The sequence below is a fragment of the Denitrificimonas caeni genome (assembly GCF_905120345.1).
GTDB lineage: Bacteria > Pseudomonadota > Gammaproteobacteria > Pseudomonadales > Pseudomonadaceae > Denitrificimonas > Denitrificimonas caeni_A.
The window spans coordinates 206056-227577 of sequence record NZ_CAJHOA010000005.1; the positions used below are offsets into that span (position 1 = coordinate 206056).

At 47.6% G+C, this 21522-nt stretch carries 22 protein-coding genes; 6 read left to right on the forward strand and 16 right to left on the reverse strand.

The annotated features are described in order from the left end of the window. Window position 1: 1 nt before the first annotated feature. The 3 genes from JYJ62_RS11075 to ppsA form a co-directional block, all read right to left on the reverse strand. Window positions 2-1093: a YeeE/YedE family protein gene (locus JYJ62_RS11075; RefSeq protein WP_205342286.1), complete on the reverse strand. Its 1092-nt coding sequence runs from the start codon at window positions 1091-1093 to the stop codon at window positions 2-4. A 1-nt stretch (window position 1094) separates the two neighbouring features. Continuing rightward, entirely contained in the window at window positions 1095-2039 is a 945-nt protein-coding gene (locus JYJ62_RS11080) for a sulfurtransferase (protein WP_205342287.1), read from the reverse strand. Window positions 2040-2289: 250 nt separating this feature from the next. Next, the gene (gene ppsA, locus JYJ62_RS11085) at window positions 2290-4656 is read right to left on the reverse strand and encodes a phosphoenolpyruvate synthase (protein ID WP_205342288.1); all 2367 of its coding nucleotides are present in this window, start codon (window positions 4654-4656) and stop codon (window positions 2290-2292) included. Window positions 4657-4808: 152 nt separating this feature from the next. Between ppsA and ppsR the strand changes: the two genes are divergently transcribed. Further along, entirely contained in the window at window positions 4809-5627 is an 819-nt protein-coding gene (ppsR, locus tag JYJ62_RS11090) for a pyruvate, water dikinase regulatory protein (protein WP_205342289.1), read from the forward strand. Between the two features lie 137 nt (window positions 5628-5764). Here ppsR and rnt read toward each other — a convergent pair whose 3' ends face one another. Together rnt and pyrC are read right to left on the reverse strand one after the other, a co-directional pair. Continuing rightward, window positions 5765-6463 (reverse strand): ribonuclease T, encoded by a 699-nt coding sequence (gene rnt, locus JYJ62_RS11095; protein WP_205342290.1) that lies wholly within the window; start codon window positions 6461-6463, stop codon window positions 5765-5767. Then, on the reverse strand, window positions 6460-7506 hold the full coding sequence (gene pyrC, locus JYJ62_RS11100) for a dihydroorotase (protein ID WP_205342291.1): 1047 nt from the start codon (window positions 7504-7506) through the stop codon (window positions 6460-6462). The genes rnt and pyrC overlap by 4 nt, the downstream gene beginning before the upstream one ends. A gap of 134 nt (window positions 7507-7640) precedes the next feature. On the opposite strand from pyrC, the gene JYJ62_RS11105 reads away from it, so the two are divergent. Then, the gene (locus tag JYJ62_RS11105) at window positions 7641-8534 is read left to right on the forward strand and encodes a flagellar protein MotY (protein WP_205342292.1); all 894 of its coding nucleotides are present in this window, start codon (window positions 7641-7643) and stop codon (window positions 8532-8534) included. Between the two features lie 7 nt (window positions 8535-8541). On the opposite strand, the gene JYJ62_RS11110 is transcribed toward JYJ62_RS11105, so the two are convergent. Next, window positions 8542-9885, reverse strand: coding sequence for an alanine/glycine:cation symporter family protein (locus tag JYJ62_RS11110; RefSeq protein WP_205342293.1), 1344 nt, complete (start codon window positions 9883-9885; stop codon window positions 8542-8544). 103 nt (window positions 9886-9988) lie between these two features. Here JYJ62_RS11110 and JYJ62_RS11115 point away from each other — a divergent pair, with 103 nt between their 5' ends. Both JYJ62_RS11115 and JYJ62_RS11120 read left to right on the forward strand, forming a co-directional pair. After that, on the forward strand, window positions 9989-10414 hold the full coding sequence (locus JYJ62_RS11115; protein WP_232365768.1) for a 3-phosphoglycerate kinase: 426 nt from the start codon (window positions 9989-9991) through the stop codon (window positions 10412-10414). A 45-nt stretch (window positions 10415-10459) separates the two neighbouring features. Continuing rightward, on the forward strand, window positions 10460-10909 hold the full coding sequence (locus JYJ62_RS11120) for a YcgN family cysteine cluster protein (protein WP_205342294.1): 450 nt from the start codon (window positions 10460-10462) through the stop codon (window positions 10907-10909). Between the two features lie 64 nt (window positions 10910-10973). Here JYJ62_RS11120 and JYJ62_RS11125 read toward each other — a convergent pair whose 3' ends face one another. The 9 genes from JYJ62_RS11125 to JYJ62_RS11165 all read right to left on the reverse strand — a co-directional run bounded on the left by JYJ62_RS11125 (window position 10974) and on the right by JYJ62_RS11165 (window position 18987). Then, a complete protein-coding gene (locus tag JYJ62_RS11125) occupies window positions 10974-11888 on the reverse strand; it encodes an alpha/beta hydrolase (RefSeq protein ID WP_205342295.1) in 915 nt (304 codons plus the stop codon). Further along, complete coding sequence (locus tag JYJ62_RS11130; protein WP_205342296.1) at window positions 11866-13635, reverse strand: DUF4105 domain-containing protein; 1770 nt, start codon at window positions 13633-13635, stop codon at window positions 11866-11868. Before JYJ62_RS11130 ends, JYJ62_RS11125 begins: the two co-directional genes overlap by 23 nt. A gap of 194 nt (window positions 13636-13829) precedes the next feature. After that, window positions 13830-14306 (reverse strand): DUF3015 family protein, encoded by a 477-nt coding sequence (locus tag JYJ62_RS11135; protein ID WP_205342297.1) that lies wholly within the window; start codon window positions 14304-14306, stop codon window positions 13830-13832. A 338-nt stretch (window positions 14307-14644) separates the two neighbouring features. Next, window positions 14645-15001 carry a YajD family HNH nuclease gene (locus JYJ62_RS11140; protein ID WP_205342298.1) on the reverse strand — a complete coding sequence of 119 codons (357 nt, stop codon included), beginning with the start codon at window positions 14999-15001 and terminating at the stop codon, window positions 14645-14647. After that, window positions 14998-15306 carry a monooxygenase gene (locus tag JYJ62_RS11145; RefSeq protein WP_205342299.1) on the reverse strand — a complete coding sequence of 103 codons (309 nt, stop codon included), beginning with the start codon at window positions 15304-15306 and terminating at the stop codon, window positions 14998-15000. Before JYJ62_RS11145 ends, JYJ62_RS11140 begins: the two co-directional genes overlap by 4 nt. A gap of 68 nt (window positions 15307-15374) precedes the next feature. Next, window positions 15375-15860 carry a ubiquinone anaerobic biosynthesis accessory factor UbiT gene (gene ubiT / locus JYJ62_RS11150; protein WP_205342300.1) on the reverse strand — a complete coding sequence of 162 codons (486 nt, stop codon included), beginning with the start codon at window positions 15858-15860 and terminating at the stop codon, window positions 15375-15377. Then, a complete protein-coding gene (locus tag JYJ62_RS11155; protein ID WP_205342348.1) occupies window positions 15854-16744 on the reverse strand; it encodes a U32 family peptidase in 891 nt (296 codons plus the stop codon). The genes ubiT and JYJ62_RS11155 overlap by 7 nt, the downstream gene beginning before the upstream one ends. Before the next feature lie 11 nt (window positions 16745-16755). Then, window positions 16756-17751 carry a ubiquinone anaerobic biosynthesis protein UbiU gene (ubiU, locus tag JYJ62_RS11160; protein ID WP_205342301.1) on the reverse strand — a complete coding sequence of 332 codons (996 nt, stop codon included), beginning with the start codon at window positions 17749-17751 and terminating at the stop codon, window positions 16756-16758. Window positions 17752-18045: 294 nt separating this feature from the next. Next, window positions 18046-18987, reverse strand: coding sequence for a YgfZ/GcvT domain-containing protein (locus JYJ62_RS11165; protein WP_205342302.1), 942 nt, complete (start codon window positions 18985-18987; stop codon window positions 18046-18048). Window positions 18988-19107: 120 nt separating this feature from the next. Here JYJ62_RS11165 and JYJ62_RS11170 point away from each other — a divergent pair, with 120 nt between their 5' ends. Together JYJ62_RS11170 and JYJ62_RS11175 are read left to right on the forward strand one after the other, a co-directional pair. Continuing rightward, the gene (locus tag JYJ62_RS11170) at window positions 19108-19362 is read left to right on the forward strand and encodes a succinate dehydrogenase assembly factor 2 (RefSeq protein WP_205342303.1); all 255 of its coding nucleotides are present in this window, start codon (window positions 19108-19110) and stop codon (window positions 19360-19362) included. Next, window positions 19346-19804 carry a protein YgfX gene (locus tag JYJ62_RS11175; protein ID WP_332461637.1) on the forward strand — a complete coding sequence of 153 codons (459 nt, stop codon included), beginning with the start codon at window positions 19346-19348 and terminating at the stop codon, window positions 19802-19804. The genes JYJ62_RS11170 and JYJ62_RS11175 overlap by 17 nt, the downstream gene beginning before the upstream one ends. On the opposite strand, the gene nadB is transcribed toward JYJ62_RS11175, so the two are convergent. Then, window positions 19773-21389 (reverse strand): L-aspartate oxidase, encoded by a 1617-nt coding sequence (nadB, locus tag JYJ62_RS11180; RefSeq protein ID WP_205342305.1) that lies wholly within the window; start codon window positions 21387-21389, stop codon window positions 19773-19775. The genes JYJ62_RS11175 and nadB overlap by 32 nt on opposite strands. Between the last annotated feature and the right edge of the window lie 133 nt (window positions 21390-21522).

The following is a 21522-nucleotide window of genomic DNA, read 5'->3' on the forward strand; positions in this document are numbered from 1 at the left end:
ATCAGTATCCATAGTAACGGCGAATACGTACACCGATCAGAGAGCCTAAGAATGCCATGACCACCCAGATCCAGCCATGGATACTGCCGGTGGAAATACCGCTGACCATCGCGCCAACGTTACAGCCGAAGGCTAAACGTGAGCTATAACCCAGCAAGAAACCAGCAATAATGCCGACAATCCATTGCTGAGTATTCAGTTTGTTGGTTTTTCCGGATTTATTCCGTGAGAAAATCCACAAGGCTCCGGCCAAAATACCGATATTAGTAATTGAAGTCAGGTCTAAAAATACTGACTGCTGGAGTGCAGTTGCGTTAACCGACTGACTCCAAAAGGCATTAGTGGTTGGATCAAATAGGTTGCCTGCTTGAGCAATTTTTGCCGCCCACAAGCCAAAGCCATAGACCACGCCCCAAGGCTTGCCAGCAATCACTAAGATCAGTACGGCTAATATTGCAATCAATACCGCGCCAATGATTAAGTTTTTATTTAATAAGTTACGCGGCACGCCACTGGTTTTTGACCACCACCACGCCGCGAGACCGATTAAAATCAAACCCAAATAAGTCAGTCCTAACGCACCGCCTAAGCCAACTTCTTCGACTAAACCAATCGGTTGCACATGCCCCAGGTCAAGCCACCAGCCTAAGTGCGCTGAGCCTAAGAAGCTGCCCAAAGCAAACACTGGCAAAATAGCCATATTTAGTGGAATACCTAAGCCTGCTTTATACAAGGTGCCGGAACCGCAACCGTCAGCAATTTGCATTGCGCCACCAAACACCAACGCACCGACTAACAAGCTGATACTCGGTGGACCTAAAGCAGCACTGAGTTCGCTTGGGAAACTGGCCAGCAACGGCATGGAAAAAGCTGCAGCAACCGCCAGTAAGAGTAATTGTGCGAATACACCGCTGGCATCACGCTGTTCGATCAAGTTACGCCAGCCGGTGGTAAAGCCAAAGCGCGCACCGGCTAATACAGCACCTAAACCAATACCGACCAAAAATAGCAGGCTTTGTCGTACTGAAACAAACCAAAATAAAAAGACTGCAAAGATGGCAAAAACCAAGGTTAACGCAAGACGATTTTTCATGTTATTCGTTCACCAGCTTGGAAAACTTGGCTTGCAGTTGTTCAAAGCGACTTGGAGTATTGGCCATTGGTAAGCTTTCTTTGGCTTGCGTCCATTCTGCTAACGAAGCAGGGTACAAACGTACATCCTTTAAACCAGCCAGCTCCGATAAGACAAACCAGTTGGTCGCCGCCCAGTGTCCCGTGTTGCAAAAAGAGACGGTTTCTTCTGCTTGATCTAAATCTTGGTTACGCACGAGTTCTTTAATTTCTGCAACAGGGCGAATGCGCGTGTCATTTTGATTAAACCATTGCCCAAACGGCGTGTTTTGCGCAGTCGCAATAGTACCACCGGTGCTGGCTGTTGGTGCTTTGACTTGACCCTGATAGAAAAGTGGCGGACGCGCATCCAGTAGCTGGTAGTGGTTGTCGTGTTGAGTGATTTTGTCTAAGAGTTCATCTTTGAAAATCACCAACTTAGGATTGCTTTGCACCTTCAGTTGGCTGGCTTGCACTGGTGTTGTGTCGCTGACCAGCGTTTGCTGCCACTGCTGCAAACCACCATTGAGAATGCTTAAATCGGTTAAACCTAAGTATTTTAGCGTCCAATAAACACGTGCTGCCGCACCGAAATCGGTTTCATCAGCACCGCTGGAGTACACCACAATAGGCTGTTGATGAGTTAAACCCAGTTTTTGTAGCAGTTGTTCAAAGTAAGCATTGTCAGCGAGCTGTCCAGGGTTATCCGCTGGGCCACGCCATTGTCCGTAAGGCGCTGACAGAGCACCAGGGATATGCCCTGCGGCATAGTCTTCTGGGCTACGAATATCAATAAGCTGCAATTGGGGATGAGTGCTGAGCGCTTCATTTAACGCTTGTGCTTCGATTAAGGGCTGGTAGGTCGCCGCTTGTGCGTTGCTAAATAATGCGCATAAAAAAAACGCCATGTAGGCGTATATATGTTTCATAGCGATAACTCCTAGATCTGTGACGTAATAATGGCACATAGTGCGCTGATGCAAAAGGAATGATTTGCTATATGGTTATATAGAAGCTGTTCTTTATAACTTAATATTTAGTGTGGCTGCGTGTAATGCATGCCGTACAGGCTTGGTAGGGGTGGGATAAGAGGGTCTAGAGATAGAGGGCTGGTTAAGAGTATTGCTTGGGTAATAATACACCTGCACGCCTGGATTAGACGTGCAGGTGGGGAAGCGCTTAGTTGTTTTCCGCGAGGAAGAACCACGTATCCAGGACTGAGTCTGGATTGAGGGAAACGCTTTCGATACCTTGCTCCATTAACCAACGAGCCAGATCGGGGTGATCAGAGGGTCCTTGGCCGCAAATACCAATGTATTTACCCGCTTTATTACAGGCTTGAATGGCCATTGATAGCAGTTTTTTAACCGCTGGGTCACGTTCATCAAACAGGTGAGCGATCACCCCTGAGTCACGGTCCAGACCCAAGGTCAGCTGGGTCATATCGTTGGAACCAATCGAGAAACCATCAAAGTGCTCAAGGAACTCATCGGCTAACAACGCATTGGATGGTAATTCGCACATCATGATTAAACGTAAACCGTTTTCGCCACGTTTAAGGCCATACTCTTCGAGTAAACTGACCACTTGCGCCGCTTCGTTGACAGTGCGCACAAACGGCACCATCAGCTCAACGTTGGTTAACCCCATCACATCACGTACACGCTTCATCGCACGGCATTCCAGCTCGAAGCAATCACGGAATGATTCGCTGATATAGCGTGAGGCACCACGGAAGCCCAACATTGGGTTCTCTTCGGTAGGCTCATAGAGCTTGCCACCAATCAGGTTGGCGTATTCGTTGGATTTAAAGTCAGACAAACGCACAATGACTTTTTTCGGCCAGAACGCTGCTGCTAAAGTACTGACGCCTTCAACCAGCTTGTCGACATAGAAATCAATCGGGCTGGCATAACCAGCAATGCGTTTTTCAATACTGTCTTGTAAATCGCTCGGTAAGCTATTGAAGTTCAGCAGTGCTTTCGGGTGGACACCAATCATGCGATTGATAATAAACTCAAGACGCGCTAAACCCACGCCTTCGTTCGGCAGTTGGGCAAAATCAAAGGCACGATCAGGGTTACCGACGTTCATCATGATTTTGAACGACAAATCAGGCATGGCATCCACAGAATTGGTGCGGATATCAAAATTCAGTTCGCCTTCAAAGACATAACCGGTATCGCCTTCAGCGCAGGATACGGTGACACCTTGGCCGTCTTTTAGTAATGCCGTGGCATTGCCGCAACCAACGACCGCTGGAATGCCGAGTTCACGGGCAATAATCGCCGCGTGACAAGTACGGCCGCCACGGTTGGTGACAATCGCGCTGGCGCGTTTCATGACTGGCTCCCAGTCGGGGTCAGTCATATCGGAAACCAATACGTCGCCAGGCTGGACTTTGTCCATCTCGGAGACATCATTGATGATCCGCACACGGCCGGCACCAATACGCTGACCAATGGCACGACCCTCAACGAGGACTGTACCTTGCTCTTTCAGCAAGTAGCGTTCCATCACATTGAGGTTGCTGCGGCTTTTAACGGTTTCTGGACGGGCTTGGACAATGTACAACTTGCCATCGTCACCGTCTTTGGCCCACTCGATATCCATTGGGCAGCCATAGTGCTGCTCAATGATCACTGCTTGTTGCGCTAAGTTGCTGACTTCGGCATCGGTCAAACAAAAACGCATACGATCAGCTGGCGCGACATCAACGGTTTCAATTGATTTACCTGCGCTGGCAACCGCGCCATAAATCATTTTCAGCGCTTTACTGCCCAGGTTACGACGTAAAATCGCTGGACGACCGGCAGCTAAGGTTTGTTTGTGTACATAAAATTCGTCAGGGTTAACTGCGCCCTGTACGACTGTTTCACCAAGGCCGTAGGCACCGGTGATAAACACTACATCACGGAAACCAGATTCTGTGTCAAGGCTGAACATCACGCCAGCCGCTGCAGTTTCTGAGCGCACCATACGCTGCACACCGACTGATAGGGCCACATTACGGTGGTCAAAGCCTTGGTGTACACGATAAGAAATCGCCCGGTCATTAAATAATGAGGCAAACACTTCTTTCGCTGCGCGAATAACATTATCGACACCGCGAATATTTAAAAATGTTTCTTGCTGACCCGCAAACGAGGCATCTGGCAAGTCTTCTGCGGTGGCTGAAGAGCGTACAGCAACAGCCATATTGTCATTGCCATTAGCCATTTCGGCAAAGGCGCTACGAATATCGGCATCCAGCTGTGCTGGGAAGTCGCCATCTAAAATCCATTGGCGAATTTGCGTACCAGCTTTGGCTAGCGCATTAACGTCATCAGTGTCTAAAGCATCCAGCAAGTCATGGATACGTGCATCTAGATTATTGCTATCAATAAAGTCACGGTAGGCTTGTGCGGTGGTGGCAAAGCCACCTGGAACTGAAACGCCTGCGCCTGCAAGGTTGCTGATCATCTCGCCTAGGGAGGCGTTTTTGCCCCCTACACGCTCAACATCATGGTTACCGAGCTTATCGAGGGAAACTACGTACTCAACCAAGGTGATCTCTCCACGTCTGTATTGAAAAGGCCAGTGTAATCTATTGGCCTTGTTTGGGGAAAATGGGTCACAATGTCGCCGGACAACATGTCTGGCAAAAAACCTGCCTATAATAACCGAGAACTCTTCACGACTTAAGGCTTTTGGCAATTATGAAACGTACAGCTTTTTTTATTTCTGATGGAACAGGTATTACTGCCGAAACGCTTGGGCAAAGTTTATTAGCGCAATTCGATAATATCGACTTTCGCCGTTTAACTCGACCTTACATTGACACTGTTGAAAAAGCACAGGCAATGGTACAGCAAATTAATGAGCTTGCGGAAAGTGAGGGCATGCGACCCATTGTCTTCGACACTATTGTTAATGCTGAAATTCGCGATATTCTAACAACTGCCAATGCGTTTAAAGTGGATATTTTTTCCAGTTTTCTCTCGCCGCTAGAAGAAGAACTCAATGAGCGCTCTTCGTATTCTGTCGGAAAATCGCACTCGATTGCACATAGCGCTAACTATATAGAACGCATTGAGGCAGTCCATTTTGCCTTAGATAATGATGATGGCGGCCGTACTCGTCATTACGACAGTGCAGATATTATCTTGGTGGGTGTGTCGCGTTGCGGTAAAACGCCAACCTGCCTCTATATGGCGATGCAATACGGTATTCGTGCGGCTAACTATCCACTCACTGAAGATGACATGGAGCACTTGCAAATTCCAGCGTCTTTAAAGGCGCATAAAGATAAGCTCTTTGGTTTAACCATTGATGCGGATCGTTTAGCGGCGATTCGTAATGAGCGCAAACCGAACAGCCGCTACGCCAGTTACGCACAGTGTGAGTTTGAAGTGCGTGAGGTTGAGGGTTTGTTTGAGCGGGAAAATATAAACTTTATCAATACAACGCATTTTTCTGTAGAAGAAATTTCCGCAAAAATTTTAGTTGAGAAGGGCATTGAGCGCCGCTTAAAGTGAATATTAATTGTTTACTGCTGTTTGCTTGGCGGTAAACAGTTGTAAAGACTGTGCTCAGACAAGTAATAAAAAGGCTGTAGCATATTAATTACTTACAGCCTTTTTTGTAAATGGGTTTTAATTAGGATGCTGTGCTGTTACTCAAAGTCGTCCCAACCGCCCATTTCTTTCCAGCGATTGACAATACCAAAAAATAACTCGGCAGTTTTCTCGGTATCGTAGCGGGCGTTATGCGCCTCGCGGGCATCAAAACGGATTTCTGCCGCTTCACACGCTTTAGCCAAGACAGTTTGCCCATAGGCTAAACCACCCAAAGTGGCGGTATCAAAGCTTGAGAACGGGTGAAAGGGATTACGCTTAATTCCGCAGCGTTCAACTGCAGCATTTAAAAAGCCTAAGTCGAAATGACTGTTGTGACCCACTAAGATCGCGCGTTTACAGCCGCTGGCTTTTAAGGATTTACGTACACTTTTGAAAATCTCTCCTAGCGCGTGATCTTCATTGACCGCCATACGTAAGGGATGATCAAGTTTAATCCCAGTGAAGTCTAGCGCTGCTTGCTCAATATTCGCGCCTTCAAAAGGTTTGATGCGGAAAAATAAGGTGTGCTCTGCATAGAGTAAGCCTTCTTCATCCATGGCAGGAATCACTGCAGCAATTTCCAGTAAAGCATCGGTAGCGCTATTAAAACCACCGGTCTCCACATCAATCACCACCGGTAAGTAACCACGAAAACGCCGTGCCATTGCCGATTTTAAACCACCACTGTGTTTATCATGGCCATTATTGCCATTATTCGGGAGGTCGTATTCGTAGTCTTCGATGTCTTGGCTCATAGCTGAGTTCCTAATACACGCCAGTTCAAGGTATCACCGGCACGTAATGGCACCAATTGTTGTTCCCCAAAGGCTAAAGAGGCTGGCACAGTCCAAGGCTCGCGCACTAAAGTAATGCTGTCTTGGTTGCGTGGTAAATTATAGAAGTCAGGGCCGAAGTGGCTGGCAAAGGCTTCGAGTTTGTCTAGGGCATTGCGTTGCTCAAAGGCTTCGGCATACAGCTCAATCGCTGCGTAAGCGCTATAGCAACCGGCGCAGCCACAGGCGTTTTCTTTAGCGTTTTGTGCGTGTGGTGCGGAGTCAGTACCTAAGAAAAACTTAGCTGAAGCACTGGTCGCTGCATCCAATAAAGCGTCTTGATGAGTATTGCGCTTAAGAATCGGTAGGCAATAAAAATGCGGGCGAATACCACCGGCGAGCATATGGTTACGGTTGTAGAGTAGGTGATGAGCGGTAATAGTGGCCGCTACATTGTCACTTGCTGCCGTCACAAACTGGACCGCGTCAGCGGTAGTGATGTGCTCGAGTACAACTTTTAAATTGGGAAAACGGTTCACCAAACCAATCAACTGTTCATCAATAAAACGCTTTTCGCGATCAAAGATATCGACACTGTTATGGGTGACTTCACCATGTACCAACAGCGGCATACCGACTTCACTCATGGCTTCTAGCGCTGGATAAATTGCTTCAAGCGAGGTTACACCTGAATCTGAGTTGGTGGTCGCGCCAGCAGGATAAAGCTTAGCAGCCTGTACGAACCCACAGTCTTTAGCGTCTTTAATGTCTTGCGCTGAAGTGTGATCCGTCAGGTAAAGCACCATCAGGGGCTCAAAGGTACTTGACGTTGGGCGGGCGTCTAAAATACGTTGACGGTATTGATCGGCTTGCGCTGTGTTACGTACGGGCGGTACTAAATTGGGCATGATAATCGCACGAGCAAAGGTGCGTGCAGCGTCGGCAACAGTGTGCTGTAGAACTGCACCATCGCGCAGGTGAATATGCCAATCGTCGGGTCGCAGCAGGGTAAGACGGTCAATCATGAAGGCTTCCAGTCAGTCTATTTAAATATAATAGATGGAATGCTACCGTAAAAGCGCGGAGTGGGCATCTGCTTTAAAGTTTTCCTGATTGTTACCGATAGCTTAAGCGAGCATTTTGGTGACGGGAGAGCGCAATGCGCTTAGGTGTTTTTTTAGTTTTATCGGGTCTGCTAGCAACACCTGCGCTGGCATTAACCTTTCAAACGCCATTAGAGCATGTTGAATGGATGGTGGAAGGCGATCGCTTTGAATGTCGTTTGACACAGCCTGTTAAAGGTTTTGGCCAAGGTGAGTTTGTCCGTCGTGCTGGTGAGAAGCCTATTTTTAAGCTACAGGCCCAAGAAGCTTGGCTCAGTCGTGGCTCGGCGACCTTATTGGCGGGCGCTGCGCCCTGGCGTGCCAGCCAAGGTGATATTAACTTAGGTATCGTCTTAGTTAACAACGATGGTAATGCGCTGCAGGCATCACAATTACAAGCAGGTCGTTTGCTAACGGGATTGCTGGAGGGGCGCGGTCCGTTAATCCGTCACCGTACGGGTCAAGGTGAGGCGCTTGAAGTGCGTCTCTTGCCCGCGCGTTTTACAGATGCGTACCAGCGCTACCTCACCTGTACGGCTGGCTTGTTGCCGTACAACTTTGAACAGCTTAAGCAAACTCGGATAAGTTTTCCCAGCACCGATATGTTGATCAGTGAGTCGGCACAAGCGCGCTTACAGTCGATTGTGGATTATTTAAAAGAAGATCCGACAGTTAATCAAATTGAATTGGACGGGCATTCTGACAGCTGGGGTAATCGCCTCAGTAATCGTGAAATTTCACGTCGACGTGCGTTAACCGTTAAGCAGTTTTTTATCGCGCATGGTGTTCCTGAAGATCAAATTGTGCTGCGCTTTCATGGCGAGCGTTATCCATTAAAGCCCAATAATAGCGCCGCCAATCGCGCGCTTAACCGTCGTGTTAATGTCGTGCTATCACGTGTGCCCGAGGGCACTCTCAGCGCTTTGAATGAGATTGATAGTGAGTCATAGTTGTACCTTAGTGCTGTGCAAAGTGTGCTCTAGTGAGCTGGATAACGACAGGGCTGAGAACTAGCAGCGACACTAAGTTAGGTAGTGCCATTAAGCCATTTAGGGTGTCGGCTAGCAGCCATACTGTATCCAGTTGGCTGATGGCGCCCATGGGTACGACTGCCACCCAAATCAAACGATAGGGTAAAATAGCGCGGGCACCAAATAAAAACTCCCAGCAGCGTTCGCCGTAATAGCTCCAGCCTAAAATCGTGGTAAAAGCAAAGACCACCAGTGCCACTGTCAGTAAGTAGTTACCGGTGCCCGGCATTGCCGATTCAAACGCTGCTGATGATAGGGCTGCTCCGCTGAGGCCGCTGCTCCAGACTCCCGAGCAAATAATCGCTAGCCCCGTCATGCTGCAGATGATCAGAGTGTCGATAAAGGTGCCCATCATCCCAATTAAACCAGAAACAACCGGATCGTCACTGGTGCCGGCTGCTTGTGCGATCCCTGCACTACCCAAGCCGGCTTCGTTGGAGAACACTCCACGGGCAACACCAAAACGTAATGCTGCGATCATCGCCGCCCCAGCAAAACCGCCCACGGCAGCGTGACCATTAAAGGCTGAGTCAATAATCAATAACAGTGCTGCAGGAATGGCCTGATAGTGGCTGATGAGTACAAATAGCGCGGCCAGTACATAAGCAAGGCACATAAAGGGTACGAGGGTTTGTGCAACTGCGCCGATGCGCTGAATTCCCCCCAAGATAACCATCCCGACCAAAACCATAATGCATAAACCGCTGACCCACGCTGGTATGGCAAAAGACACTTCAAGACTGGCGGCCATACTGTTGACCTGAACCATATTGCCAATACCAAAACTGGCGAGGCCACCAAACACCGCAAAGCAAGCACCGAGCCAGGCCCATTTGCGACCGAGACCATTTTTAATCGCATACATAGGCCCGCCAACAAAGTGATTGTGGCTGTTTTTTTCACGAAAATGCACAGCGAGTACCACTTCACAATACTTGGTGGCCATGCCTACTAGAGCTGTACACCACATCCAAAAGAGCGCGCCGGGTCCCCCCAAGACAATAGCTGTAGCCACTCCCGCAATATTACCTGTGCCAACAGTAGCGGCAAGGGTGGTCATTAAGGCTGCAAAAGGGCTGATCTGGCCGGTAGTGGCATCACCCTTGGCGCGGCCGTTCCAAATTTCTAAAAAGCCACGCCTGATATTGAGCACGGGCATAAATTTTAAGGCTAGCATCAAGAACACACCGCTGCCTAAGATGGCAATCAGCATGGGTGTTCCCCAAACCAGATTATTGATGGTCGTAACGGCGCTATTAAATGTCTGCATAAAAATATTAAATCGTACTGTGCTTAAGGGGGAAATCAGCAGGTCGATGCTGTCGCTTCGATCTCTGCGGTAAAGGTGAGGAGCAGTAAATCAGTGATGATAGATGGCCATTGTCGGCAAATACAGTGTTTTTTATCAGCTTTTATCACTGTGCAGGCTGTTTATCGGTGTTGATGCGTTACACTGCGAGGGTAAATTGATGTGCGAGTACAGCATGAAAAAAATCATAATAATACTGCCGCTAATGTTTCCTGTTATGGCGTTGGCGTTTCCATTTGAAGTTGAAAAACAATTTAATGGTGCGGAAATAGCCGTAGATACTTTGGATTTAGGCAATAATATGGCCTCGGTCTCATTAAACAACTACGGATCTCGTGCTGCCGTATGTAAAGTGCGTTTTCGTAATGGTCCAGAAGCACCTCGGACTCGAAAGGCACGTATCGCGGCCGGTGAAACAGCACATTTAACCGCCCGTTTTAATAGTACAGTCATTAAAATGCGCGTTCAGGTTGAATGTAAACAAGATTGATTTTGCGTTTACTTCGCTTGGCGTTCAGTAAAGGTAGAGCAGAGTATGGCAGCAATTGTTGAACCCTTTTGGAAGCGTAAAACCCTAGCAGAACTTGATCAGGAAGAGTGGGAATCGCTCTGTGATGGCTGTGGTTTGTGCTGCTTGCAAAAACTTGAAGATGAAGATGATGGCGCGGTGTATTACACCAATATTGCTTGTAAGTTATTGGATTTAGATACCGCACGTTGCAGCAACTATCCGGACCGGAAAAACTTTGTACCTGACTGCATTCAGTTAACCGCTGATCAGTCTGATGCTTTCCGCTGGTTGCCTACTACTTGTGCGTACCGTTTAGTGCATGAAGGCAAGGATTTGTTTGTCTGGCACCACTTGGTTTGCGGCAATGCTGATGCGGTACATACCGAGCGTGTTTCGCAACTGGGTCGTATGGTCAGTGAGCTGGATGTGGCTGACGAAGACTGGGAAAAGCATCTGATTTTTAGATCAAGCTAGTTTTGTTTATGACGGTAGGTTATCGGTATAACTGACGCTGATGGCTTGGGATAAGAGCCCAGCGTCAACTATGAGGAGCCTCTTGATAACAACGCTTACTGTTCATAAAAGTTAGGACTGCCCGTCTTATTTCAGGAAATGCAAACGACATAATATGTGGGCCTTTTGCGTCTAACCAGCAGAGGTGTTGCTGTGGATGGGCTTTTTTCCAGGTTTTATAGAGTTGTTTACCCTGTTTATAAGGCACTATTTCATCTTTTGGACTGTGCATGATCAGTACTGGAATATCAATTTTTTCTATATGCTTGATCGGATCCCACTGGCCTGGAATCAATACGGTAAACGGCCAAATCAACCAGCCCACAATGTTTTTGCTCATCGCACTGCGCGCTGCTGTAGCAAAACCGGTAAATGGGGCATCTAGCACCAAGGCTTGTATTTGATAGGTTTCAGCGGCTTGTGCGGTAAAGTTGATCGCCATGGCTGCGCCAATGCTTTGCCCAAGGATGATCAGTTCTTTTTGTGGATATTGTTGTTTCATCCATAAGGCTGCGGCCTCAAGATCTTGCAACACGCCAGGCATTCGCGCCTGACCCTCAGACGCACCAAAACCACGATAATCTAACGCCAAGACACTGACACCATTGGCCGGCAACCAATAAATACTACGGCTATGGCTGGAAATATTTTCTGCGTTACCGTGTACATATAACACCATCACATTAGAGTCAGGTATGTCTCCCTGTGCGGGTATCCACCAAGCATGCAGCTTGGTCTTATCTTCGGCTTTAAGCCACACGTCCTGATACTCAAGCTCAGCTTCTTCAGGGGTGGATATCAATACGCTTTGTGGATAAAAAAACAAAGCAGATAAGGATGTGCAGCCGGTTAGAGTCAAACCACTTACCAGGACTGTTAATCCATACAACAGCCTTGTTAGTGTTGCTCTCAGCGCTTTAATAATACCAATTGATGCCAAGGCTCACCTCGTGCTGTTCGCTGGACTGTTGGTGGTGTTTGAAGTGCTGGCTTTTAGCTTCTAATTTCAGTTGCAGGTTAGTCGCCAGTTGCCAACCTAGGTTGGCTTTAATCTCCGTACGTTTGGTTTTATCCAGCCAGCTGAGACCTTGCCAGTTAGTTTCCAGTTGGGCTTGCAGAGTGTTACCTTGCCACAGCCAGCCCAATCGAGGCCCCAAGCTTAATTGCGCGCCTTTATGAAATTGATTATCAACCAGTAACTGCGCGTGCGCTAAACCATAAAAACGGCCTGCTGAGGTCAACCATGCTTTACCGAAGCCGCTGTGTAAATAGCCATATAGCTGCGCATCGGCACCAATAAAACGATCTAAACCGCCGCTCACCGACCATGCGATAGGCTGCTGGAAATAGGTTTGATGGCTGAGTGATAAAATATCTACCACTTGAAACTGCTGCACTCTAACAGCACCACCCTCCCACAATCTTAAGCTTAAATTGCCCATCTGGATTTGTGAACCTGGCACATAACCTTGTGGTAAGTCCATCACATCATGGAAGGCTGCGCGGTAATTAAGATCAACAAAGCCTAGATGATCTGAGCCAGAACGCGGATCAGAAAACGTACTACCGATCTTCATGCCTAAGCGTTGGCTTAAATGGCCTTGGTCATCTCGGTAGGTGGGTGCTGGAATCTCGGCAAAACCGGCAGAAGCCGTATGTTTGGCACGAGCGGATAAAATAGCTAAGGTGCGTTTGCGTAGTTCAGGGTTGGCTTGTCTTTTTTGTACAGCCAAATAACGTGCATACGCATAAGCCAGTTCTAGGGCTTGAATTTGCTCTTGTTCAGTAAGCACAGACAGTGACGTTTGCATGTCGTCAGACTGTTCAACTAACTGTTTAGCTGTCTCTAATACGGGCAGGGATGCTTGCTGACTTTTGTATTCCATTTCGCTGGCAGCAGAGGGGCGGTACTCGGTGCTTTCTACAATACCGCGTTTTTGTAATGCTCGAATGGTATCCACTGGTATAGCAGTGAACTGAAAATCATCGGTCACATCAATGCGTTCAGAACTCGCATCTAATAAGGCTAGTAAGCGATAAGAGCAGTTTTCATCAAAGAAAAAATAATCAAAAAAAGTATCTTTGGTTTCCCAAACATGGCGTACAAACTGGTCGGTCTCTTCTTTATTTAAGTTTAGTTGATACTCCAAAATATCTCGGTATTCCATGTGCGAATATTCATTGGTCTTCGCATAATAAGGCAACACTGAGACAACCCCAGGATAGCCACCGGTTAAGCCTTTCCATGAAAATACCAATTCATTATCTTCTGGATTTGCATTGGCAGCAAAATTCACACTGTAAGCTAATAATTTATTACTGCTGGGATCTTTTTTATCCATCCGAATAAATGTATGGCCATACATAGAGGAGGGCGAGTTAATATGTGATGCAGGAAAAACTAAGGTTAAATACTCTGTGTCTAGCTCATTTTGCCATTGTTCCAATTCTGAGCAGGATTGATCTATCCATTCAAGCTCTGGCAGTTGTTTTTTTAACCAGTAATAACGAGCTGGGAATTGGCATTGAGCTGATTGGTTATCAGGCAGGCCAGTCAGCAAAAAATGTTGTGCATCTGCTTGCAGTTCAGCGAGTAATGACGTCTTACCGTTTTCAGCTAAAAAGAAATTTGCACTATCATTTTGACTGATATAGCGTCCGCTAAATGGATGCTTGCGATAATGCAAAAGGTGTGCCCATTGTTGCTTGTTTGAGAGCGACTCTAGCTTTTCTAATGATGGTAAAGGCGTGTCTTGAGCAGATGCCGAATAAGATAAAAACAAAAAGCTAGCAATGAGAGACCTAGCTATCATGTCAAAAACCTTTACGTGAGCAATAAAAGAAGCCCGCGAGAGCGGGCTTTAAATACATTAGGGAAGAATTAACCCAAGTATTTCTGTAGATTTACATCTGCAGCCATAGCAGAAGTCATTGCTTCAAATGCAGTCGCTGAAGTGGCTTCAGTGCTAAACATTGCATCGAAGTTAGACTGCATAACGCGATTAAAAGCTGCAGTATCTTGAGTTTTAACACCCATTACTTCAGCTAAAGCCGCTAGAGTTTCACCTTGGCCAGTGGCAGCGTCTGCAGCCAATTGATCCATGTTTTCATCCATAAAGACTTGTGCCGACTTTAAAGGTCCGTTAGCAGCTTCGCAGCCTAAAGTACCCGAAGTCATACCGAAGGTTTGGTTACCTGAGGTGCCGTTAGTCGTGGCAGCCATTACATGCTGATACCATTTGTCGGCATCAGGGAAAATAACTGTTGAGCCGAGTCCGCAACCAGCTGGACCGTTAGCGTTAGCTAAAGCAACACCAGATGCTGAAGCTAAAATTAAGCCTGCAATAATTTTTTTCATGGGCTATTTCCTTAAGTTGCCAAAATTTTTAATTTTTGTTGCCTTTTATCGCGCTTGTTTAAGGTAATCATCTTTGATCTTTGTGTCTAGAGTATTAATTAAAATAAGGGTAATACGACTAAATTACTGCAACTCTAACGTCTTTTTAAGTAGGTGTTTTAATAAAAGACAATAGAAACTGCCTAAATTGACAGTGATTTATAAATTCAAAGCAGATGTATAAAATAAGGTTGAGATGTTTAAGTAAAGTATTGTAGTGGCATATTGATGGCTAACTAGCGCGAGCAATAAAACTCACTTCGAGTTAAAGACAAGCGCGCAGCCTTAACAGCAACAACCTATTCAGACTCTTGCTTTTTCAATAAATCCGCTAACCCAGCTAAACCTTTAAATGTTTGCTGAGGGCCTTTTTGGCCTGCTTGTTCTTCTTTTTGGTAGTGCATATCGACTTGACGCTGATGCTCGTTATCATGACAGTACAAGCACAGCAGTTCCCAGTTGGAGCCATCAGAGGGATTGTTATCGTGGTTATGGTCGCGGTGGTGTACGGTTAGCTCGCTGAGGCCTTTACCACTGAATTCGCGGCTGCAACGGCCACAGAAATGCGGGTACATTTTTAACGCTTTATGACGATAGCCGCTTTCGCGTTCTTGGTAGGATTGCGCCAAAATTTTATCAAGCTTGCTGGTACTCATTGGAGAGGGCCTTTACAGATTAGACTGAGCGGATTGTTGACCGAAAACAGTTTGGCGCGGATGTCGCAGACACCGCTGGCTGCTAAGCGGGCGCTGTGCATTGCTAAGTAACTTTGTGCTGAGGAGGCATCGCTAAATAGATAAACGCCACCTGCTTCTTGCGTGGCAGCGTTTTCAGTCCATATCTTCCAGAGCAAACCAGGCTCGGTGATGATTGACTCCGCCAAAGGCTGCATTGCTTGGCTCATCTCTTCGCCAAAAGGCCCGTTAAACGGGAAGTCAATTTGCAGTACAGTCAGCATCATCAAGCTCCATTAGCATTTAAGCGAATGATAGAGCTTTGCTCGATAATGCTCAAGCAGCTAAACAATGATTAACCCGCTGCCGGCACAGCCTCTTTGCCAAGGGTTTCAATGGTTTGCCAGAGCCAGCTGGGTAAATCATCTGAATCGAGGCTATCGATCATGTTTTTTACCGCCAAGCCTAAATCTGTATCGCCAGCAATTTGTAAGCGGCGACGGAAGAACAACGTATCAGGATCTTCTTGGCGGCTGGCCAGCAGTAAAAACTCACGCCAGTTACCACTGATAGTGACCTCAACTGGTGCTCGATCCTTAATCAGTAAGCGATTTTTGCCGGGCTCTTTGCTCAAGCACCAGGATAAGTTGAGATCAGTGACCTGTAAGCGCATCCAGCGCTGCTCGAGAATTTCGAATAAGCCTTCTTGCATGGCTTTAGCAAATACCTGATTCAAACTGCGTTGTAAGGTAAAGCGTTGCAAGAAAAAAGGTACGTGCGCGGCTAAAGGTAAAACACGTTCGCCTGCTGATAATAAAAAAGGTGCAGCACGACTTAACATAACCCCGCCTCCTCAACACTGACCATACCTGGGCGACTATGCCAGTAGCCATTACAGCCTTGTACGGCTAGAGGGGCGAGCTCGCCTTGACGAACGTTATGCCAAGCGGCAATAACCTCATTCATGCCCTGCGCGCGTGGACTTAAACGGGCAATATCCACGCCTGATGCTTGCAGTGAAGGGAAGTCTGCTAGCAGATTATTGATCTCCGCTGACATAGTTTGAATGCCGTTAATCGTAAACAATGCTTGCCCTTCTTGACTGAGTAAAGGAATGCCTTCTTCATATTTAATACAGCATAGATCGCAATCATCTTTGGGACGATTCTCTGAGCGCGCGGTAAAGCAGCGAGCAGAGTATGCGAGCGGTAAATGCCCATAAGCAAAGACTTCGACTTCAGGGCGCGCGACGCCCAGTTCGTCCAACTGGTTTAATGCGGCGGCGATTATTTTAGCTGAGCATTCAACTGGCGGCGACCAGCGCATCATTCCTGCGTCAATAAACTCAGAGAGGGTGTAGCCGTTGTATATATTGAGCGCAGGCCCGCCAACAAAGGGCACTTTACGCTGACTTAAGTAATGCACAGCCGACATATCATTGGCTTCCACCAAAAAATCGCCGTTTTCGCACATACGTTTTAGACTCGACAGCTCTGACGCCGCTTCAACTAAAGTGAGCCCTGATAAAACCACCTGAGCGTTGCTTTGCTGTTGCATATCGCCTGCTAAACCGAGCCAGTCATCCAGTGACAGTGAGCGCCGTTTTGAACATATGGTTTCACCCAAATAAATAATATCGAGCGGTTGTTCAGCCATCTCGGCATAAAACTGCATCAGGGTGTCGCGTTCCCAGAAGAATAAAACTGGACCTAAAGAAAGCTTCATCATAATTGCACCTATTGCCATGCGCGGTGGTATGCACCAAGAGTGGTTTGGCTGCCTTCTGACAGCCCTGCTAAGGTTTGTCGCCAAATAGGCTCAACTTGATAACGCTCAGGGGCTTGGCGATAGCTGTCTAGAGCAGCGCGCCAAACACGTGTGACCTGCTCAACATAGGCTGGACTGCGCTGCCGACCTTCAATTTTGACTGCGCTGACGCCAATTTTTACTAACTCTGGAATTAAATCCATAGTGTCGAGACTGGTTGGTTCTTCGAGAGCATGGAAACGCTGACCGTTGACCATAAAACGACCTTTACATAGGGTCGGGTAGCCAGCTGATTCCCCTTCACTGTAACGGTCAATCAGCACATCATTTAAGCGCGAGGTCAGTTCGCCATCTTCATTGTTCCAGCGTACGGCTTTAGCAGGAGAGCAGACGCCGCAGAGATTAGGCGATTCACCTGTTAGGTAAGAGGATAAGTGACAGCGACCTTCAGCCATGATGCATAAGCTACCAAAGGCAAAGACTTCAATCGGTACGGGGCTTTGACTGGCAACGTGTTTGACTTGCGCCAGAGATAAGACGCGCGGTAAGACGGCGCGCTTAATATTATAACGGTCCTGGTAAAAGGCTAGAGCTGCTGCATTCGTCGCAGAACCTTGCACGGATAAGTGCAGATTGAGTTGCGGATGATGCTTGCTAGCATAGGCTAGGACGCCAGGGTCAGCAGCAATCAATGCATTCACACCTAAGTCAGCGGCTTGATCAACAGCACGCTGCCAGCGTTGCCAGCCGTCAGGTTGCGCGTAGGTATTGACGGCAATATAAATATGAGTGTTGTGTTGGTGGGCGTAAGCGATGCCATTTTCCAGTTGCTGATCATTTAAGTTCAAACCGGCAAAATGACGAGCGTTGGTGTCATCTCGGAAGCCAACATAAACTGCATCAGCACCTTGGCGAACAGCCGCTTTAAGGGCAGGCAAGCTGCCCGCAGGACAAACCAGTTGCATGTGATCTCCTACATTTGGGTATGGGCGCATCTGGGCGCTAGATCCATTTTTAACTCGCTTAATCTAAGCGGATTACCCTGTGGAGGCCTTGACAGAGATCAATTGCACTACTGAGGAGGGCTGCTTCTGAGACTCGATGGCTTATAATTAAGCATGAAACAGAGTCGGGCGTTGCTAGACAGAACAAGCAGGCGCGGTGAGGTGAAATAGAATTGTAAACTATCGATAAGCTGACACTCCGTCGGTTTGACGGAGTGTGCAGAGGTTTGCAGGATAGACTCTAGAGCAGAAGGCTTAGCGTAAAATCTCGCGCTCAGTATCTAAAGAGTACGGCAGCTCAAGAGGCTCAAGCAGCGTTTTCTCATCGCCGTCCAAATAGATACGACCGTCTCCAACTGCATCATTGAGTGCGGTCGCTAATAATTCAACGCCATACTCGCTGCGCGCCGCACTGACCACTTCACCGACTGCACTGGAATGAACCGGTGATAATAATGGCGTGCCTGCGACTGGTATTTCTTTGCTGGCTAGCTGGAAGCGGTACATGTGGCGTTTTAATTTGCCGAGATATTGCATGCGTGCCACGATTTCTTGACCGGTGTAGCAGCCTTTTTTAAAGCTCACTGCATCTAAGGCCGGTAAATTCAGCATTTGCGGAATAAATTGTTCGCGGGTGGGCATACTAACATGGCCAATACCACTGCGTATTTGCTCTAGCAACCAAGTATTTAGCGGCGCTTCTGGCAGAAGATTGAGTAAGCGTTTACGCAGGCATGAACCGTCATCAGCACTGCCCCATAGCTCGGTCAAATGCTCAGAGATACGAATAGCGATCATCTGGTTGTGATGTACCGTGCTGTTGATTTCGCGGGGTAGATCAATGCCTAGCGCCTGCAGTGCCGCATCACCTTGGTATAAACCAAAGCGACTCCAGAGCGCGCTATCATCAGTGAGCTTGGATTTAGAAAATACAGCGTACTTTTGTAGTTCGGCCAGTTGTGCGACTAAAATATCGTGATCCATCGCCAATAAATAGCCGTCATTCTCTAAAAGCACACGAAAACTTGATAACATGCGCCCCTTCGGCGTACAGCGTGCACCTAAACTACTGCGTTCATCGCTAACGTAGCCAAGGTTGCAGGTGATTTGCCCTTGTAGGAAAGATTTAGCGTCTGTGCCGCGTACGGCTAAAACGCCTTCGTGAGTTAACGGGGTAAAACTTGCACAATCAGTCATGACTGTCTCGCTTGTGAATAATGCATGCGCCTATCATAGAGGGCTAAAAGCATCTTGTCAGCGTATGCGACTTTGTTTAAATCTGTCTTATACTGAATTTACTATCTTTAGGAGTGTGTCATGTCTATCGAAACTGAAGTGAAACGTCTCTATTGGCACAGTCGTAGGGGTATGTGGGAGCTGGATCAGCTGTTGGTGCCTTTTGTTGAAGAGCGGTATTTAAAGCTCGATGAAGCCGATCGTGAGCGTTATCGTTTATTGCTCGATTGCGAAGATCAGGATATTTTTGGTTGGTGTATGCGTCGTGCTGAGCCGGATAATGCTGATTTAAAGCGTATTATTGATTTGGTTTTGGAACATGCAAAGCCTAAGTAAGCAAACTTTTCGCTGTTTTTGGCAGCCTTCCCTAAGGCTGTCACAGGCAGTGGTAGTGATATTGCTGCTGGCTGAGCTGGCCGTTGTATTGGCAGCGATTGCTTGGCTTTTAAAACTCAGTTTACTGTTGTTGCTGACTCTACAAATAGTTCAGCAGTGGCTGCAAATGCGTGATTATCAGCAGCCATCTTTGCGCAGTGGTGTGCGTCATAACGCTACTCAAGGGTGGCAGTTATGGAACGCCCAGCATGGCTGGCGCTCTGTGCAGCTGCGCGCCGACAGTATGGCAATACCTGCGCTGATTTTATTACGCTACAGATATGCCCATCAATGGTTTTATCGCAGTGCGTTGATTCCCGCTGATAGCTTGCCGCAGGACAGTCATCGCCGCCTGCGGGTGCGTTTAAAATTCAGTCGTCAGCTTTGGCGCGCGATAAAATAGTGTTTTGAGCAGGGTCTCTCAGCTCTGGGTAGTCAAGCGTGTAATGCAAACCACGGCTTTCTTTACGCTGCATGGCCGAGCGAATAATCAAATCAGCGACTAAAGCTAAGTTACGCAGCTCAATTAAGTCACGACTGACACGGTAATTGCTATAGAACTCATTAATTTCATAACGCAGTAAACGCACGCGATGCAGAGCGCGTAGCAGACGTTTATCAGTACGCACAATGCCGACGTAGTCCCACATAAAACGTCTGAGCTCATCCCAGTTATGGGTAATAATGACATCTTCATCTGAGTCTGTGACTAAGCTGGCATCCCAATGTGGCAATTGCTCAGGCGCGCTGACTTGCGCATCGTTTCGCGTAATATCTTCAGCCGCTGAGCGACCATAGACAAAGCATTCTAGCAATGAGTTGCTGGCCATGCGGTTCGCACCATGCAGTCCGGTAAAACTGGTTTCACCAATGGCATAGAGGTTGGCAAGGTCGGTATGGCCATGTTTGTCCACTACGACACCGCCGCAGGTGTAGTGAGCTGCGGGCACCACTGGGATCGGCTCTTTAGTGATATCAATCCCAAAGGTCAGGCAACGCTCATAGACAGTGGGGAAGTGCTCTTGAATAAACTCAGCTGACTGGTGGCTGATGTCTAAATATACACATTCAATGCCCAGACGCTTCATTTCATGGTCAATGGCGCGCGCCACTATATCGCGAGGTGCCAGCTCTTCGCGGCTGTCAAATCGCGCCATAAAGCGCTCGCCGTTGGGTAGCTTTAAATGGGCACCTTCACCACGTAAGGCTTCGGTAATTAAAAAGTTTTTTGCTTGTGGATGGTACAGGCAGGTGGGATGGAATTGATTGAACTCTAAATTGCCTACGCTGCAACCTGCACGCCATGCCATAGCGACGCCGTCACCGCAGGCGCTGTCTGGGTTACTGGTATATAAGTACACCTTGGCTGCGCCACCTGTGGCCAGTACGACAAAGCGCGCCGCATAGGTATCCACCTCATCAGTGGTGCGATTCAGTACATAAGCACCTAAACAGACATTGTCTTGATGACCTAACTTGTTAGCAGTAATTAAATCAACCGCTACTTGTTGCTCGATCAAGTCAATATTACTTTGCTGGCGCGCCTTGGCTAATAAAGTTGTGAAAATTGCCGCGCCAGTGGCATCCGCTGCATGAATGATGCGTCTGTGGCTGTGACCGCCTTCACGCGTCAGGTGATAGTCAAAGCTTGTTCCGTCCGCACTGCCTGAGTCATTACGAGTGAAGGGCACACCTTGCTCAATCAGCCAGTCAATAGCGCTGCGGCTATTCTCTACTGTAAAGCGCACAGCCTCTTCATTGCATAAACCGGCACCGGCAATCAGGGTGTCTTGCACGTGAGACTCAATCGTATCACTGTCATCGAGTACGCCAGCAACACCGCCTTGAGCCCAGTAAGTCGAACCGCTGGATAGATCGCCTTTGCTGAGCACGGCAATACGTAAATGCTGCGGAAGAGTTAAAGCGGTGGTTAAACCTGCGGCACCGCTGCCGATAATTAGAACGTCATATTGGTAGTAATGGCTCATTAGGGTGATCCGCTGCAAAGACGCTGGCTAGTATAACGCCGGATGGCTTTGTAAAATACTTACAAATGCTGGGAACTTTTCGATGAAGAGATGGCTCAATAATGGCATATGTCATTAAGCCGCGCGTAAATAA

Excerpts from the sequence above, each read along its gene's own strand:
- JYJ62_RS11115 (WP_232365768.1), top strand. The coding sequence starts at position 9,989 with ATGGCCATTGTCGGCAAATACAGTGTTTTTTATCAGCTTTTATCACTG.
- JYJ62_RS11105 (WP_205342292.1), top strand. The coding sequence starts at position 7,641 with ATGCGCTTAGGTGTTTTTTTAGTTTTATCGGGTCTGCTAGCAACACCT.
- JYJ62_RS11175 (WP_332461637.1), top strand. The coding sequence starts at position 19,346 with ATGCAAAGCCTAAGTAAGCAAACTTTTCGCTGTTTTTGGCAGCCTTCC.
- ubiT (WP_205342300.1), bottom strand. The coding sequence starts at position 15,860 with ATGTTAAGTCGTGCTGCACCTTTTTTATTATCAGCAGGCGAACGTGTT.
- JYJ62_RS11165 (WP_205342302.1), bottom strand. The coding sequence starts at position 18,987 with ATGACTGATTGTGCAAGTTTTACCCCGTTAACTCACGAAGGCGTTTTA.
- JYJ62_RS11120 (WP_205342294.1), top strand. The coding sequence starts at position 10,460 with ATGGCAGCAATTGTTGAACCCTTTTGGAAGCGTAAAACCCTAGCAGAA.
- rnt (WP_205342290.1), bottom strand. The coding sequence starts at position 6,463 with ATGAGCCAAGACATCGAAGACTACGAATACGACCTCCCGAATAATGGC.
- ppsR (WP_205342289.1), top strand. The coding sequence starts at position 4,809 with ATGAAACGTACAGCTTTTTTTATTTCTGATGGAACAGGTATTACTGCC.
- JYJ62_RS11140 (WP_205342298.1), bottom strand. The coding sequence starts at position 15,001 with ATGAGTACCAGCAAGCTTGATAAAATTTTGGCGCAATCCTACCAAGAA.
- JYJ62_RS11170 (WP_205342303.1), top strand. The coding sequence starts at position 19,108 with ATGTCTATCGAAACTGAAGTGAAACGTCTCTATTGGCACAGTCGTAGG.
- JYJ62_RS11110 (WP_205342293.1), bottom strand. The coding sequence starts at position 9,885 with ATGCAGACATTTAATAGCGCCGTTACGACCATCAATAATCTGGTTTGG.
- JYJ62_RS11145 (WP_205342299.1), bottom strand. The coding sequence starts at position 15,306 with ATGATGCTGACTGTACTGCAAATTGACTTCCCGTTTAACGGGCCTTTT.
- JYJ62_RS11080 (WP_205342287.1), bottom strand. The coding sequence starts at position 2,039 with ATGAAACATATATACGCCTACATGGCGTTTTTTTTATGCGCATTATTT.
- JYJ62_RS11075 (WP_205342286.1), bottom strand. The coding sequence starts at position 1,093 with ATGAAAAATCGTCTTGCGTTAACCTTGGTTTTTGCCATCTTTGCAGTC.
- pyrC (WP_205342291.1), bottom strand. The coding sequence starts at position 7,506 with ATGATTGACCGTCTTACCCTGCTGCGACCCGACGATTGGCATATTCAC.
- nadB (WP_205342305.1), bottom strand. The coding sequence starts at position 21,389 with ATGAGCCATTACTACCAATATGACGTTCTAATTATCGGCAGCGGTGCC.
- ubiU (WP_205342301.1), bottom strand. The coding sequence starts at position 17,751 with ATGCAACTGGTTTGTCCTGCGGGCAGCTTGCCTGCCCTTAAAGCGGCT.
- JYJ62_RS11135 (WP_205342297.1), bottom strand. The coding sequence starts at position 14,306 with ATGAAAAAAATTATTGCAGGCTTAATTTTAGCTTCAGCATCTGGTGTT.
- JYJ62_RS11155 (WP_205342348.1), bottom strand. The coding sequence starts at position 16,744 with ATGAAGCTTTCTTTAGGTCCAGTTTTATTCTTCTGGGAACGCGACACC.